The sequence below is a fragment of the Cellulomonas sp. Leaf334 genome (assembly GCF_001424195.1).
GTDB lineage: Bacteria > Actinomycetota > Actinomycetes > Actinomycetales > Cellulomonadaceae > Cellulomonas.
The window spans coordinates 263,566-277,791 of record NZ_LMOO01000006.1; the positions used below are offsets into that span (position 1 = coordinate 263,566).

Below are 14,226 nucleotides of genomic sequence, written 5' to 3' on the forward strand. Positions count from 1 at the left end.
CGCGCGCGCCCAGCGGGTGGCAGGCTGTCGTCCGTGAGGTTACGAGAGTTCTGGCTGCTGGTGGACGAGGTCCTCGGCAGCGCGCACGGCAGGGAGCTCACCCGTGAGCTCGTGCTCCGAGGGCTCGACCAGCGCACCGCCATGCAGGCGCTGGACGACAACGTCGAGCCGCGGACGGTGTGGCACGCCCTCTGCGACGAGCTCGAGATCCCGGAGAACGCACGCTGGGGTGCCGATGCCCGCCGCCCCGCGCCACCGCGGGCCTAGGAAAGAGGACCGATGACCTCGTCGAGCGGACTGCGCACACCCTCCTGGCTGCCCACGGTGCGGGACATCGGCGAGGCGGTGCTGACGCTCCTGACCACGACCGTCGGCCTCGCGGTCGCCGTCGCGCTCATCGACGGCGTCCGGGCCGACACCCCGGGGGCGATCGTGCTCGCCGCCGCCGTGGTCGCGGCCGGTGACCTGCTGCTGCGTGCCCCGCTGCGGTTCCTCGCGCGTCGGGGGAGCGCCGCGCTCGCCCTCGGTCTCGGCCTGCTGGCGCAGGTGGCGGTGCTGTGGCTGGCGCTGTCGCTCGTCCCCGGCATCGGTGCGGACAACCTCTGGTCCGTGCTGGGTGTCCTCGTGCTCACCGCGATCGTCATGGCGGTGGGCCGGTGGGTGATCGGCGCGAGCAACAGCGACTACGTGGTCTCCGACCTGGTGCGGCGCGCACGCCGCCAGGCGCGACGTGAGGGTGTCCGGCCACCGTCGGCAGGTGAGCCGCGACCTGCGGGGATGCTCGTCGTGCAGCTGGACGGGGTCGCCGGGCCGGTCCTCCGCGAGGCCATCGAGGCGGGGCTGGCGCCGAACATCCAGCGGTGGCTCAGCACGGGCAGCCACACGCTCGAGGACTGGTGGGCCCGGATCCCGTCGACGACGCCCGCGAGCCAGGCGGGACTGCTGCACGGCGACTCGTCGCAGATCCCCGCGTTCCGCTGGTGGGACCGGGACCTCGGCCGGCTCGTCGTGACCAACCATCCCGAGGACGCCGCGCTGGTCGAGCAGCGCCTGACCACCGGCAAGGGACTGCTCGCGGGCGGCGGCACGGCCGTCTCGACCATGTTCTCGGGCGACGCCGCGACCAGCTTCGTGGTCATGAGCCGGTCGCGGACCAAGGGGCCCGACGGTGGTCTCGGACCGGGTCCGGCGTACGTGCGCTTCTTCGCCAGCCCGTTCGTGCTGGCCCGCGCCGTGAGCGTGTCCGCGGGCGAGATGCTCAAGGAGCTCTACCAGGCGCACCGCCAGCGGATCCGCGACGTGCAGCCGCGCATCTCCCGCGCCGGCTGGTACGTCGTGCTCCGGGGGATCACCAACGTGCTGCTGCGGGACCTGAACACCTCCCTGGTGGCCGAGGCGCTGCTGCGCGGTGCCCCCACCATCTACGTCGACCTCGTGGACTACGACGAGATCGCCCACCACGCGGGACCGACGCGCCCCGAGTCGCTGCGGTCGCTCGAGGGCCTCGACCGCGTGCTCGGCACGCTCGAACGCGTCGTCGCGGTCGCCCCGCGGGACTACGAGATCGTCGTGGTCTCCGACCACGGCCAGGCGCTCGGCGCCACCTACGAGCAGCTCGGCGGCGAGACGCTGCTCGACTCGGTGCGCGCTCTCATGGCCGAACCGGCCGCCGACGGCGTCGAGAGCGACACCGGCGAGGACTGGGGACTGCTCAACGCGCTCGTGAACAGCGCGCTGAACCTCTCCCGCGGGTCGACGGTCCTCGGCCCCGACCAGGGTCGCCCCAAGCAGCCCGCCGCCGCAGGCGACCTGCCCGACGTGGTCACCGTCGGCTCCGGGAACCTGGGCCTCGTCTGGTTCCCGCAGGTGCCGAAGAGACTGACGCTCGAGGACTTCCAGGAGCGCTGGCCCGGGCTCGTGACCGGTCTCGCCGCTCGACCGGGGGTCGGGGTCGTCGTGGTCGACACCGAGGAGCAGGGCCTCGTCGCGATCGGTCCACGCGGGCTGGTCCTGCTGGAGCAGGACGGCGCGGAGCCCGAGGGCGAGGACCCCCTGCTGCCGTACGGCCCGCGCGGGCACGCCGACCTGGTGCGTGCGGCGCGGCTCCCGCACACCGGCGACCTGCTCCTGATCTCGACCGTCACCGACCGCGGCCACGTGCACGCGTTCGAGGGTCAGGTCGGGTCCCACGGCGGCATCGGGGGCGCGCAGAACCACGCGTTCCTGCTGCACCCGACGCGGTGGGCGATGGCCGACGAGCTGCGTGAGCCCGTCGGTGACGACGAGATCCTGGTGGGCGCCGAGACGGTGCACGAGCAGCTGGTCCGCTGGGCGGACGCCGCCGGCCTGCGGCCATGACCCTGCGGCTGCGCTGGCTGGGCCACGCGAGCACCGTGCTCGACGTCGACGGCGTCCGCCTACTCACCGACCCGCTGCTGCTCCGGCACGCAGGCCTCCTGCGTCGCCGAGGTGCTGCCCCTCGTCCCGCCGACTGGCAGGGCGCCCGGGCGGTCCTGCTGTCCCACCTGCACCACGACCACGCCGAGCTCGGCTCGCTGCGCCTGCTCGACGACGTCCCCGTGCTGAGCGCCCCGGCGAACGCCCGGTGGCTGCGCGGCCGCGGCATCGGTGCGGCGGTCGGCCTCGGGGACACGCAGTGGTGGCAGGTCCCGGGTTCCGGCGTGCGGCTGCGGCTGGTCCCCGCCGTGCACGTGCACCGGCCCATGCCGCACCGACCGAACGCGACGCACGGGTTCGTGGTCGCGACGGAGTCGTTCCGGGTCTGGTTCGCCGGGGACACGGCGCCGTTCGCGGCGATGGCGGACCTCCCGGCGCTCGCGGGCGGTCCGATCGACCTCGCGCTGGTCCCCGTGGGCGGGTGGGGTCCGCGGCTGTCCGGCGGGCACATGGACGCGGTGCAGGCCGCGCGCGCCTGTGCCGTCGTGGGCGCGCGCGCCGCCGTCCCGGTGCACTGGGGGACGCTGCACGCCCCGGTGTCGCGACGGCTGCCACCGGGCTGGATGGACCGCGCGGGCCCGGCGTTCGCGCACGCCGCCGCACGGGTCGCGCCGTCCGTGCAGGTGCACGTGGTGGAGCCGGGGGAGCAGATCGAGCTGATGCCGACACGCTGACGGCGTGTCGGCGACATCGAACACCTGTTCGTCTAGGCTGACGGATGCGGGTGCACGACCGACCCGCCCACAGCCCCTGCCGGTACCTGCCGGATCCCGGGGACCAGGGCGGTGCGGCCGGGATGTCGGTGGTCGGACATAGCGTCGCTCGCAACAAGACCAGCCCCCGTACCGCAGCAGACGCTGCTCGAGACAGACGAGGTCGACATGCCCGCACCGAAGGATCGCGAGAAGGCCCTCGAGGCCGCGCTCAGCCAGATCGACCGCCAGTTCGGCAAGGGGTCGATCATGCGGCTCGGGGACGACGGCCGCGCGCCGGTCGAGGTCATCCCCACCGGCTCCATCGCCCTGGACGTCGCTCTCGGCATCGGCGGGCTGCCGCGCGGCAGGGTCGTGGAGATCTACGGCCCGGAGTCCTCCGGCAAGACCACGCTCGCGCTGCACGCGGTCGCCAACGCGCAGAAGGCCGGCGGCATCGCCGCCTTCATCGACGCCGAGCACGCGCTGGACCCCGAGTACGCCAAGAAGCTCGGCGTCGACACCGACGCGCTCCTCGTCTCCCAGCCGGATACCGGTGAGCAGGCGCTCGAGATCATGGACATGCTGATCCGCTCCGGCGCCATCGACGTCATCGTCGTCGACTCGGTCGCCGCGCTCGTGCCCAAGGCCGAGATCGAGGGCGAGATGGGGGACAGCCATGTCGGCCTCCAGGCCCGGCTCATGTCCCAGGCGCTGCGCAAGATCACCGGCGCGCTCAACTCGTCCGGTACGACGGCCATCTTCATCAACCAGCTGCGCGAAAAGATCGGCGTGATGTTCGGGTCGCCCGAGACCACCACGGGTGGCAAGGCGCTCAAGTTCTACGCGTCGGTGCGCCTGGACATCCGCCGCATCGAGACGCTCAAGGAGGGCACGGAGGCCGTCGGCAACCGGACCCGCGTGAAGATCGTCAAGAACAAGATGGCCCCGCCCTTCAAGCAGGCGGAGTTCGACATCCTCTACGGCGTCGGCATCTCCCGCGAGGGCAGCCTGATCGACATGGGCGTGGAGCACGGCTTCGTGCGCAAGTCCGGTGCCTGGTACACGTACGAGGGCGACCAGCTGGGCCAGGGCAAGGAGAACGCCCGTGGCTTCCTGCGGGACAACCCGGACCTGGCCATCGAGCTGGACAAGAAGATCAAGGAGAAGCTCGGCATCGGAGCGCGGGTCGACGCACCGGCGGACGTCATGCCGGCCGTGGACTTCTGAGCAGTCGGATGACCAGCGGTACCCGACGTCGAGGGCGGTTCGGCACCGAACCGCCCTCGACGGGCGCCGCCGCACAGGACGCCGAGCCGGACCAGGAGTCCGTGGCGCGCGCGATCGCGCTGCGGCTCCTGACCTCCTCGCCGCGCAGCCGGGCCCAGCTGGCGGAGGCGATGGCGCGCAAGGACGTTCCCGACGACGTGGCGGAGCGCGTGCTCGACCGGTTCACCGAGGTCGGGCTGATCGACGACACCGAGTACGCCCGGATGGTCGTCCGGACGCGGCACGCAGAGCGTGGGCTCTCGCGTCGCGCGATCGCCGTCGAGCTCCGGCGCCGCGGGATCGACGACGAGGTCGCCGGTGACGCGCTCGAGCAGGTCGACGAGGACGACGAGGAGTCGGCCGCACGGCGGCTGGTCCGGCGCAAGCTCGCCTCCACCTCGGGACTGGACCCGCAGACCCGCTCGCGCCGGACGTTCGCGGCGCTCGGGCGCAGGGGATACCCACCGGGCCTCGTCGCGAGGCTCGTGCGCGAGGAGCTCGCCGCGCAGGGCTCGGCGGACGACAGCGACCTGGACGGGTTCGACGGCGTGCAGTGACCCGGACCGGTCCGGGGCGCTGCTGTGACCTGACGGCTTCGGATGCGCTGCTGTGTCGTTTCGACGGGCTGCCGTGACCAGAGCGGGTTCGGGGCACCGCGACGACCTTTCGGGCGGCCCGGGACACACCGGTCGCGACTCGGGCGGCCGAGTACCCGAACGGCGCACGGTGTGCGCGACAATGGCCGCTACCCGCGCACCGCAACCGCTGCGCGACGGGCGGCCGGACCAGGAGGACGTTGTGGACGCAGGCGCCACCGGCACGATCGTCGGGCTGCTCGGCGCCTGCCTCGTGGCACTCGTGCTCGTCCTGGTGGCACGTCGCGAGGCCGGCATGCAGCGCGCCCGCGCGGAGGCCGACGTCGCCTCGATCAAGGACGCGGCACGCGCGATGCGCGAGGACGTCGAGCGGCGCGAGAAGCGGCTGAGCGAGCGCGAGCAGTCCGTCGCGACGGACCGGGTCGAGGTCGACGAGCTCGAACGCCGGGTGCGCGCCGAGACCGAGGCGGCCGCCGAGGCGCGCCGTGCGAGCGCGCGCGTCCTGGAGGAGTCGGAGCGCGCGGCAGCAGCGAAGGCAGCGGCTGCGGAGAAGGCGGCCCTCGCCGAGCTCGAGTCGGTCACGGGCCTCACCGCGGACGACGCCCGCGCCGAGCTGACCCGCCGGATCGTCGAGCAGGCGCAGAACGACGCGGCGGCGCAGGTCCGACGGGCGGAGGCCCAGGCCCGCCGGACCGCGGACGCCCGGGCGCGGCGGATCGTCACCACGGCCGTCCAACGGCTCGCCGTCCCGACGAGCACGCAGTCACCGCTCACGGTCCTGCCGCTCCCGTCGGACGAGATGAAGGGTCGGATCATCGGCAAGGAGGGCCGGAACATCCGGTCCTTCGAGGCGCTGACCGGCGTGAACGTCCTCGTCGACGACCAGCCTGACGCGGTGGTCCTCTCGTGCTTCGACACCGAGCGTCGTGAGGTCGCGCAGGTCGCCCTCGAGGCGCTCATGGCCGACGGTCGGATCCACCCCCAACGGATCGAGCAGGCCTACGCCGAGGCTCTCGCCGGCGCCGACGAGCGCACCGACTCCGCCGGGCACGACGCCGCCGAGCGCGCCGGGGTGAGCGGTCTGCACCCGACGCTGGTCCGCACGCTGGGGCGGCTGCGCCTGCGCACGTCGTACGGGCAGAACGTGCTGGAGCACCTCGTGGAGACCGCACAGCTCGCCGGTGCCCTCGCCGCGGAGCTCGGCGCGGACGTCGAGGTCACCCGTCGGGGAGCGTTCCTGCACGACGTCGGCAAGGCCCTGACCGCTGAGCTGCCCGGCACGCACGCGACGCTCGGCGCGGACCTTGCGCGTCGGCACGGCGAGTCCGCGGCGATCGTCAACGCCATCGCCGCGCACCACGACGAGGTGCCACCGGAGACCGTCGAGGCGGTGCTCGTGCAGGTCGCCGACGCCATCTCGGCGTCACGGCCCGGGGCGCGCCGCGAGGAGCTCGGGCAGTACGTGGAACGCATCGACAAGCTCGAGCAGCTCGTGGCCGCGCACGCCGGGGTCCGGCGTGCGCTGGCCATGTCGGCGGGACGCGAGGTCCGCGTGATCGTGGAGCCGTCCGAGGTCGACGACTACGCGCTTCCGCAGCTGGCAGTCGCGATCGCGCGTCACATCGAGGCCGACCTGGCGTACCCGGGCGAGATCACCGTGACGGTCGTCCGGGAGATGCGCGCGAGCGCGACCGCCGGCTGACTAGTCGTTCCCGGTCGCGACGACCAGGCTCGGCGCCTCGGCTCGAGGCTTGCCGGCGGTGCGCTTGCCGACGCGTCCGGCGAGCGCGTCGGCCAACCGGGTCAGCCCGTAGTTGATGACGATGAAGATCAGCGCTGCGACCACCAGCGCCTGCAGGATGTTGCCGTTCCCGGAGCCGAACCGCCGGGCCGCGTCCAGCAGCTCGGGGTAGGTGATGATGACTCCCAGCGCGGTGTCCTTGAGGATGACGACGAGCTGGCTGGCGATCGCCGGCAGCATCGCGATGAGCGCCTGCGGGACCTCGACGAGCCGCAGCGACTGCCCGTCCCGCAGCCCGACGGCCAGCGCGGCCTCGCGTTGCCCGCGCGGCAGGCCGTGCACGCCGGAGCGGACGAGCTCGGCGAACACCGACCCGTTGTAGAACGTCAGCCCCAGGACGACGGCGACGAGGGGCACGTCGGACGGCTCGAGAATGCGCATCTGCCCGAGGCCGAGGTAGAAGAAGATCATCATGAGCAGCACGGGGACGGCGCGGAAGAACTCGACGATCGTGCCGCTGATCCACCGGACGGCCTTCGACGCGGAGAGCCGACCGAGCCCGAAGACGAAGCCGAAGACGGCTGCCGTGACGATCGAGATGCCGGCGGCCGTCAGGGTGTCGATCAGGCCTGGGATGAGGTAGTTGGTCCACGGGTTGGCCGTGAGGAACGGCGTCCAGAGGTCGGGGTCGAGCTGGCCCTTGGCGCCGAGGCGCGCGAGCACCCACACGCCGATGCCGATCACGACGATGGTCGCGCCGATGTTGGCCCACACCATGCGGCGCCGGGCGACCGGGCCGGGGACGTCGAAGAGGGTGCTCATCGGGCCACCGCCAGTCGTCGGGAGAGCGAGGTGGTCGCCAGGCCGACGGGCACGACGATGATGACGAAGCCGAGGGCGAACGTGAGGAAGATCGCGAGGATCACGTCGGGGCGGAACTCGATCATGGTCTTCATGAGGCCGGACGCCTCGGCGACGCCCGCGGCCGACGCGACGGTCGAGTTCTTGGTGAGCGCGATGAGCACGTTGCCGAGCGGGGCGACGGAGCCACGGAACGCCTGCGGCAGGATGATCAGCCGCGCCGCGGGCCAGAACGACAGCCCGATCGCGCGGGCCGCCTCGGCCTGGCCCACGGGAACCGTGTTCACGCCGGACCGCAGAGCCTCGCACACGAACGCGGCGTGGTAGACGGAGAGTGCGAGCACGGCGAGGCGGAAGAAGTTCGTCGTGAAGTCGGGGGAGAGCGTGATGCCGAGCTGCCCCCAGAGCCCGAGCACGGAGAACACCATGATGATCGTCAGCGGGGTGTTGCGCAGGAGCGTGACGTAGGTCGAGCCGGCCCAGCGCAGGCTCGGCACGGGGGAGATCCGCATGGTCGCCAAGAGGGTGCCGATGATCAGCGCGAGGATCGCTGAGTAGAACGTCAGCTGGATGTTGACCCAGAACGCGGCGAGGACGTCGAACTCGCTGAACAGCGAGGTGAACTGCTGGAGAAAGCCGTCGTCCACCGACGCTCCTTGCTCTCGGGGGTGAGCCGGGGGCTCGCGCTGTGCTGGCGCGAGCCCCCGGGAGTCAGGTCAGGCGCAGGCGTCGGGCGTCGGAGGGTTGAGCTCCTCGTTGGCCTTGTAGCCGGAGGCGCCGACGTTCTTGTCGAGCAGCTCCTGCCACGTGCCGTCGTCGATCATCTTGGTGATGGCCTCGTTGATGGCCTCGCAGTTCTCGCTGTCCTTGGCGATGCCGACGCCGTAGTTCTCCTCGGAGAACGGGTTGCCGACGACCTTGACCTTGCCCTCGTTCGCGGGAACGGCGGCGAGGCCGGCCAGGATGATGTCGTCCGTCGTGACCGCGTCGACCGTCCCGGCCGTCAGTGCGGTGACGCACTCGGCGTACCCGGGCTGCTCGAGCAGGTTGGTGCCGGCGGCGTACTCGTCCTTGATGCGCTGCGCGGACGTGGACCCCGTGACGGAGCAGAGGTTCTTGCCCTCGAGGTCCTCCGGGCCGCTGATCGAGTCGTCGTCCGCGGCGACCAGGAGGTCCTGACCGGCGACGAAGTAGGGGCCGCCGAAGGAGACGACCTCCTTGCGCTTGTCGGTGATCGAGTAGGTCGCGAAGATCATGTCGACCTGGCCGTTCTGGAGCAGCGTCTCGCGCTGGGCGGACGGCGCCTGGACCCACTCGATCTGGTCCTCGCCATAGCCGAGCTCGCCGGCCACGAACTTCGCGACGTCGACGTCGAACCCCGTGTACTCGCTGCCGTCCTGGTAGCCCAGGCCGGGCTGGTCGAACTTGATGCCGATCTTGATGGTGCCCTCGGCGCCGCCGGTCTCCTCCGTCGCCTCGCTCGTCGAGCCGGCGTCGGCGTCGTCTCCGCCGTCGCCGCTCGAACAGCCGGCGAGCGTCAGCGTGGCTGCGGCCGCGAGAGCCAGTACCAGTCGTCCTCTACGCATCGTGTGTCCCCTTCGTGTGGTGTGCAGTGTCGGTTCGGTCTGAGTGTGGCCAGCGGGGTGCGGCCTCAGTGCGTGAGGATCTTCGACAGGAAGTCCTTGGCGCGGTCGCTCTTCGGTGCGGTGAAGAACGTCTCGGGGTCGGCTTCCTCGACGATCTGGCCGCCGTCCATGAACACCACGCGGTTCGCAGCCTTGCGGGCGAAGCCCATCTCGTGGGTCACGACGATCATCGTCATGCCGTCACGGGCGAGACCGACCATGACGTCGAGCACCTCGTTGATCATCTCGGGGTCCAGTGCGGACGTCGGCTCGTCGAAGAGCATGATCTTCGGCTGCATCGCGAGGGCGCGGGCGATGGCGACGCGCTGCTGCTGACCGCCGGAGAGCTGCGCGGGGAGCTTGTCGGCCTGGTTCCGGACGCCGACGCGGTCGAGCAGGTCGAGGGCGATCTGCTTGGCCGTCGACGACTTGACGCCCTTGGCCTTGATCTGACCCAGCGTGACGTTCTCGAGGACCGTCTTGTGCGCGAAGAGGTTGAACGACTGGAAGACCATCCCGACGTCGGCCCGCAGGCGGGCGAGCGCGCGGCCCTCGGCCGGCAGCGGCACGCCGTCGAGGACGATGGTGCCCGAGTCGATGGTCTCCAGCCGGTTGATCGTGCGGCAGAGCGTCGACTTCCCGCTGCCGGACGGCCCGATGATGACGACGACCTCGCCGCGGTTCACGGTCAGGTCGATGTTCTGGAGCACGTGCAGCGCTCCGAAGTGCTTGTCGACGCCGCGGAGCTCGACGAGGGCGTCGGACGTCTTGTCGGTCGGGGCGGGCGGTGCGGCTGAGGTGTCCACCATTGGATGAACCTACGGTGGGTTTGCCCGATCTGGCGAGCGAAGACGGTCACGGTTCGGCAACGTACCCGTCAAGCAAGACCCCAGGTGAGGGGCTCACGGCGTGCAGCCGTACCCTTGTCGGTGATGTCGACGACCCTGCCTGCCCCCCTGCCCGACGCTCTCGCCCCCGAGCGTGGCGACGTCGCGCGCACGTACCTGGTCAAGACCCTCGGGTGCCAGATGAACGTGCACGACTCCGAGCACATGGCGGGGATGCTGGAGCAGGCCGGGTACGTCGCGGCGAGCCCGGTGCAGGCAGCCGCGGAGGACGCGGACGTCATCGTGATCAACACGTGCGCGGTCCGGGAGAACGCGGCTGACAAGCTCTACGGGAACCTCGGCCGGCTCGCCGCCTCCAAGCGGGCACGGCCCGGCATGCAGATCGCCGTCGGGGGGTGCCTCGCGCAGAAGGACCGCGCGGGCATCGTCGACCGGGCGCCGTGGGTCGACGTCGTGTTCGGCACCCACAACCTCGACGTCCTTCCGGTCCTGCTGGAGCGCGCCCGCCACAACGCCGCGGCACAGGTGGAGATCGAGGAGTCGCTCAAGGTCTTCCCCAGCACGCTGCCGACGCGCCGCGAGTCGGTCTACGCGGGCTGGGTGTCCATCAGCGTCGGCTGCAACAACACGTGCACCTTCTGCATCGTCCCGCACCTGCGCGGCAAGGAGCGTGACCGCCGGCCGGGAGAGATCCTCGCGGAGGTCGAGGCGCTCGTGTCCCAGGGCGCGATCGAGGTCACGCTGCTGGGGCAGAACGTGAACTCCTACGGCGTCGAGTTCGGGGACCGCGGCGCGTTCGCCCGGCTCCTGCGTGCCACGGGCGCGATCGAGGGCCTCGAGCGCGTGCGCTTCACGTCGCCGCACCCGGCCGCGTTCACCGACGACGTCATCGAGGCGATGGCGCAGACGCCGACGGTCATGCCGCAGCTGCACATGCCGCTGCAGTCGGGCTCCGACCGCATCCTGCGGGCGATGCGCCGCTCGTACCGCTCGGACAGGTTCCTCGGCATCCTCGACCGCGTGCGGGCCGCGATGCCCGACGCGGCGATCACCACCGACATCATCGTGGGCTTCCCCGGGGAGACCGAGGAGGACTTCGCCGAGACCCTGCGCGTCGTCGAGGCCTCGCGGTTCTCCTCCGCGTTCACGTTCCAGTACTCGCCCCGCCCGGGCACCCCGGCGTTCGACCTCACCGACGAGATCCCCAAGGCGGTGGTCCAGGAGCGCTTCCTGCGGCTCACCGCCCTGCAGGACCGCATCGCGCACGAGGAGAACCAGGCGCAGGTCGGCCGGACCGTGGAGGTGCTGGTGGCCGAGGCGGAGGGTCGCAAGGACGACGCGACGCACCGCGTCACCGGGCGCGCCGCCGACAACCGTCTGGTGCACCTCGCCCTGCCCGACGGGGACGTCGACGTCCCCCGCCCGGGCGACCTGGTGTCGGTGACCGTCACGCACGCCGCGCCATACCACCTCGTGGCCGACTCCGCGCTGACGGGCGGCACGTTCGCCGTGCGACGCACGGCCGCGGGCGACGCGTGGGACCGGCGCCAGAGCGGCCAGGACGAGCACAGCCACGGTGGCGCGGGCGATGCCTGCGGCACAGGGGGCCCGGCCGGACCCGTCGTCCTCGGACTGCCGACGTTCGCCCGACGCTGACCGCTCAGTTGTCCGGCACGTCCGGCGGCGGCACGTCGTCGCGGGGGAGGACCGCCTCGAGCGCCGAGAACATCTGCACCCCGGTGCCCAGCCCGCACGCCAGCAGCTGCGCGAGCTGCGGCTCGGTCACGCCGGGCTCGAAGTCGGCGGACACCTCGCTGTAGAGGGCGAGCACGCCCTCCTCCTCGCGCAGGTACGCCTTGGGCCAGATGCGCTCACGGTTCCAGTCGTTGACCGCCAGCGACGCGACCTCCCGCTGGTCGAGCTGCAGGCTCCGGTGCCAGCGGCCGCGGACCTGGAGGATCTCCTGCTGCTCGCCGAGCAGCAGGAACCAGAAGCGGCTCCCGTCCCAGGTGCCGGTGAGGTCGCCGTCGTCGTCGACCACGAAGCGGTACCCGCGGGCGACGAGGTAGTCCGCGATCCGCTCGCGGGTCAGGGGACCGGGCGGCTCGTCGTCGGGCGTGGGTCGCTTGGTCGGCTTGGGCAGCCCGCCGAGCACCCGCAGCAGCCAGCCGGGCCCGCTCACGGTGCCACTCCTGCCGGGTCGGGGTACCGCTCGTCGAGCGCGTCGAAGAACATGCTGCCGGTGGACAGGCCGCAGAAGAGCATCTGGCTCAGCTGGGCGTCCGTGGCGCCGTGCTCGAGGTCGGTCGCCACCTCGGAGACGACGTGCACACGACCGTTGTCCCGGACGCGGACGTAGGCCTTGGGCCAGATCCGGTCCGCGTTCCACTCGTTGCAGACGTCGAGCACCTCCTCGAGCCGCTCGATCGCCACCTCCCGGTGCCACTGGCCGCGCACCTGGAGGATCTCCGACTTCTCCCCGAACAGGAAGAAGTAGAAGAGCCGGCCACGCCACAGACCGCCCAGGTCGCCGTCGTTGTCGACGAAGTAGCTGAACTGGTTGTTCGTCATCCACGCCGCGATCCGGGCGGGTGTCACGTCCGACGGGAGGTCCGCAGCCGGTTCGGCGATGCCCAGCTCGCGGGCCAGCAGCTCCGCCACGCGGTCGTGCAGCTCGTCGTCCGCGGGCTCGAGCCCGGAGCCTGCGTCCGAGGCAGCCGCGGGCCGCGGACGCCCCTGCCACCAGCGCCGTGCACGATCCCCGAGCGACCCCATGCGCACGACAGTACCGGCGGTCGGCCACACGGGGGTGCCGTCATTCGGGTGGCGGCGGTCTCGGCGTAGGTTCGGGGCATGCTCGTCGTCGCCGCCCTCGTCCCGGAGACAGCGCTCCTCGTTCCTGGTGCGGCCGGCGACGCCGACCTGCTCCGCGGACTGCGGACGGCGGCCGTCGCGGCGGTCGCCGAGGTGGTCGCTGCCGAGGTCGCCACCGTCGTCGTCGTCGCGCCGGGACCGGTCCCGCGCGAGCTCGCCGGGGTCGTCCGGCCGTCCCTCGGTGCCGCGGGGGTGCCTGACGATCTCCTGTGGTGGCCCGACCATCCGGTGACGCTGCCGGGAGACGGTCGAGACGTCCCGGCGGTCCCCAGTGCCGTCGGTCTGCACCTGCTCCTGCGGTCGCGACGCCGCAGCGGGGTGCGGGTGGTCGAGGTGACCGGGCGGCAGAGCTCCGAGGAGCTGACGTCCCTCGGGCGCGAGCTGGTCGACGACGAGCCGACCGGGCTGGTCGTCGTGGGCTCGGGGAGCGGCCGGCACGGACCGGACGGACCTCTCGCCGACGATCCCCGAGCACCCGAGCACGACGCGCGCGTGCTGGCTGACCTCGTCGACGCCGGACCCGACGCGCGCGCGAGGCTCGCGGAGGACGACGCCGACCTCGCACGTGACCTGGCGGTCCGGGGGTGGGCGCCGTGGCAGGTGCTCCTCGGTGCGGCCGGTCGCCGCCCGGTCCGGTCGCGGCTGCTGGCCGAGTCGACCGACCTCGGAGCGCACCACGCGGTCCTCGTCTGGGACGCCCGGTAGGGTCTCTCGCTGTCCGTCCCCGACACGCCGAGGTCCCGATGTCATCCGCCGAGCACGAGCCCATCGTCCTGCCGCCCCTGACGACCGCACGGATAGCCGAGCGGCTCGACGCGCGCCGGTCGGTCTACGGGACCGACAAGGACGGGGACCTCGTGGGCCGCTGGGACGGTCACCCGTTCTGGTTCGTCACGCTGGGCCAGACGAAGGAGTACCTGCAGGTCCGTGGCCGGTGGGCGCGCCAGGTCCCGGCGACCGAGTTCGGCAACGTGCTCCTCGGGGCGAACGCCTGGTCCGAGTCGATGGTGTGGCCGAAGATCTTCGTGCGCATCGAGGCCGAGCAGGTGGCCGTCTACACCGACCACACCGTCGACTACGAGCACGGGCTCACCGACGAGCAGCTCGACCTGCACCTGACCATCGGCATCGCGAGCGCGCTGCGGTTCTTCGCCGGACTCGAGGAGAAGTACCCGGACGCGGTCCTGACCGTCCCCGCGCCCCCGCCGCCGCCCGAGGCACCGGTCGCGTACACCGACCCCGCCCGCCCGACGCTCGACTGAC

The 14,226-nt window shown here is 72.1% G+C and carries 15 protein-coding genes; 9 read left to right on the top strand and 6 right to left on the bottom strand.

Annotation, left to right across the window (positions count from 1 at the left end):
• Positions 1–33 precede the first annotated feature (33 nt).
• The 6 genes from ASF78_RS15810 (at position 34) to rny (ending at position 6,716) form a co-directional block, all read left to right on the top strand.
• The gene (locus ASF78_RS15810) at positions 34–267 is read left to right on the top strand and encodes a DUF3046 domain-containing protein (protein WP_056021080.1); all 234 of its coding nucleotides are present in this window, start codon (positions 34–36) and stop codon (positions 265–267) included.
• A 12-nt stretch (positions 268–279) separates the two neighbouring features.
• Positions 280–2,358, top strand: a complete 2,079-nt coding sequence (locus ASF78_RS15815) for an alkaline phosphatase family protein (protein ID WP_056591456.1) — start codon at positions 280–282, stop codon at positions 2,356–2,358.
• On the top strand, positions 2,355–3,131 hold the full coding sequence (locus ASF78_RS15820; RefSeq protein ID WP_056591459.1) for an MBL fold metallo-hydrolase: 777 nt from the start codon (positions 2,355–2,357) through the stop codon (positions 3,129–3,131). Before ASF78_RS15815 ends, ASF78_RS15820 begins: the two co-directional genes overlap by 4 nt.
• Positions 3,132–3,338: 207 nt before the next feature.
• Positions 3,339–4,379, top strand: a complete 1,041-nt coding sequence (gene recA, locus ASF78_RS15825) for a recombinase RecA (RefSeq protein ID WP_056591462.1) — start codon at positions 3,339–3,341, stop codon at positions 4,377–4,379.
• Between the two features lie 8 nt (positions 4,380–4,387).
• Positions 4,388–4,975 carry a regulatory protein RecX gene (locus tag ASF78_RS15830; RefSeq protein WP_056591464.1) on the top strand — a complete coding sequence of 196 codons (588 nt, stop codon included), beginning with the start codon at positions 4,388–4,390 and terminating at the stop codon, positions 4,973–4,975.
• A gap of 241 nt (positions 4,976–5,216) precedes the next feature.
• Positions 5,217–6,716, top strand: a complete 1,500-nt coding sequence (gene rny / locus ASF78_RS15835) for a ribonuclease Y (protein ID WP_056591467.1) — start codon at positions 5,217–5,219, stop codon at positions 6,714–6,716.
• On the opposite strand, the gene ASF78_RS15840 is transcribed toward rny, so the two are convergent.
• The 4 genes from ASF78_RS15840 to ASF78_RS15855 form a co-directional block, all read right to left on the bottom strand.
• Positions 6,717–7,577 (bottom strand): amino acid ABC transporter permease, encoded by an 861-nt coding sequence (locus ASF78_RS15840; RefSeq protein WP_056591469.1) that lies wholly within the window; start codon positions 7,575–7,577, stop codon positions 6,717–6,719.
• Positions 7,574–8,263: an amino acid ABC transporter permease gene (locus ASF78_RS15845; RefSeq protein WP_056591472.1), complete on the bottom strand. Its 690-nt coding sequence runs from the start codon at positions 8,261–8,263 to the stop codon at positions 7,574–7,576. Before ASF78_RS15845 ends, ASF78_RS15840 begins: the two co-directional genes overlap by 4 nt.
• A gap of 69 nt (positions 8,264–8,332) precedes the next feature.
• Positions 8,333–9,202, bottom strand: coding sequence for a glutamate ABC transporter substrate-binding protein (locus ASF78_RS15850; protein WP_056591475.1), 870 nt, complete (start codon positions 9,200–9,202; stop codon positions 8,333–8,335).
• Positions 9,203–9,267: 65 nt separating this feature from the next.
• Complete coding sequence (locus ASF78_RS15855; protein WP_056591477.1) at positions 9,268–10,050, bottom strand: amino acid ABC transporter ATP-binding protein; 783 nt, start codon at positions 10,048–10,050, stop codon at positions 9,268–9,270.
• A gap of 123 nt (positions 10,051–10,173) precedes the next feature.
• Here ASF78_RS15855 and miaB point away from each other — a divergent pair, with 123 nt between their 5' ends.
• The gene (gene miaB, locus ASF78_RS15860; RefSeq protein ID WP_056591481.1) at positions 10,174–11,745 is read left to right on the top strand and encodes a tRNA (N6-isopentenyl adenosine(37)-C2)-methylthiotransferase MiaB; all 1,572 of its coding nucleotides are present in this window, start codon (positions 10,174–10,176) and stop codon (positions 11,743–11,745) included.
• A 4-nt stretch (positions 11,746–11,749) separates the two neighbouring features.
• Here the strand turns inward: miaB and ASF78_RS15865 are convergent, their stop codons facing one another.
• Together ASF78_RS15865 and ASF78_RS15870 are read right to left on the bottom strand one after the other, a co-directional pair.
• Positions 11,750–12,271 carry a YbjN domain-containing protein gene (locus ASF78_RS15865; protein ID WP_056591484.1) on the bottom strand — a complete coding sequence of 174 codons (522 nt, stop codon included), beginning with the start codon at positions 12,269–12,271 and terminating at the stop codon, positions 11,750–11,752.
• A complete protein-coding gene (locus tag ASF78_RS15870; RefSeq protein ID WP_056591487.1) occupies positions 12,268–12,864 on the bottom strand; it encodes a YbjN domain-containing protein in 597 nt (198 codons plus the stop codon). Before ASF78_RS15870 ends, ASF78_RS15865 begins: the two co-directional genes overlap by 4 nt.
• Positions 12,865–12,942: 78 nt before the next feature.
• On the opposite strand from ASF78_RS15870, the gene ASF78_RS15875 reads away from it, so the two are divergent.
• A complete protein-coding gene (locus ASF78_RS15875) occupies positions 12,943–13,668 on the top strand; it encodes a hypothetical protein (protein WP_056591490.1) in 726 nt (241 codons plus the stop codon).
• A 38-nt stretch (positions 13,669–13,706) separates the two neighbouring features.
• Positions 13,707–14,225, top strand: a complete 519-nt coding sequence (locus ASF78_RS15880) for a YbjN domain-containing protein (RefSeq protein WP_082495123.1) — start codon at positions 13,707–13,709, stop codon at positions 14,223–14,225.
• Position 14,226 lies beyond the last annotated feature (1 nt).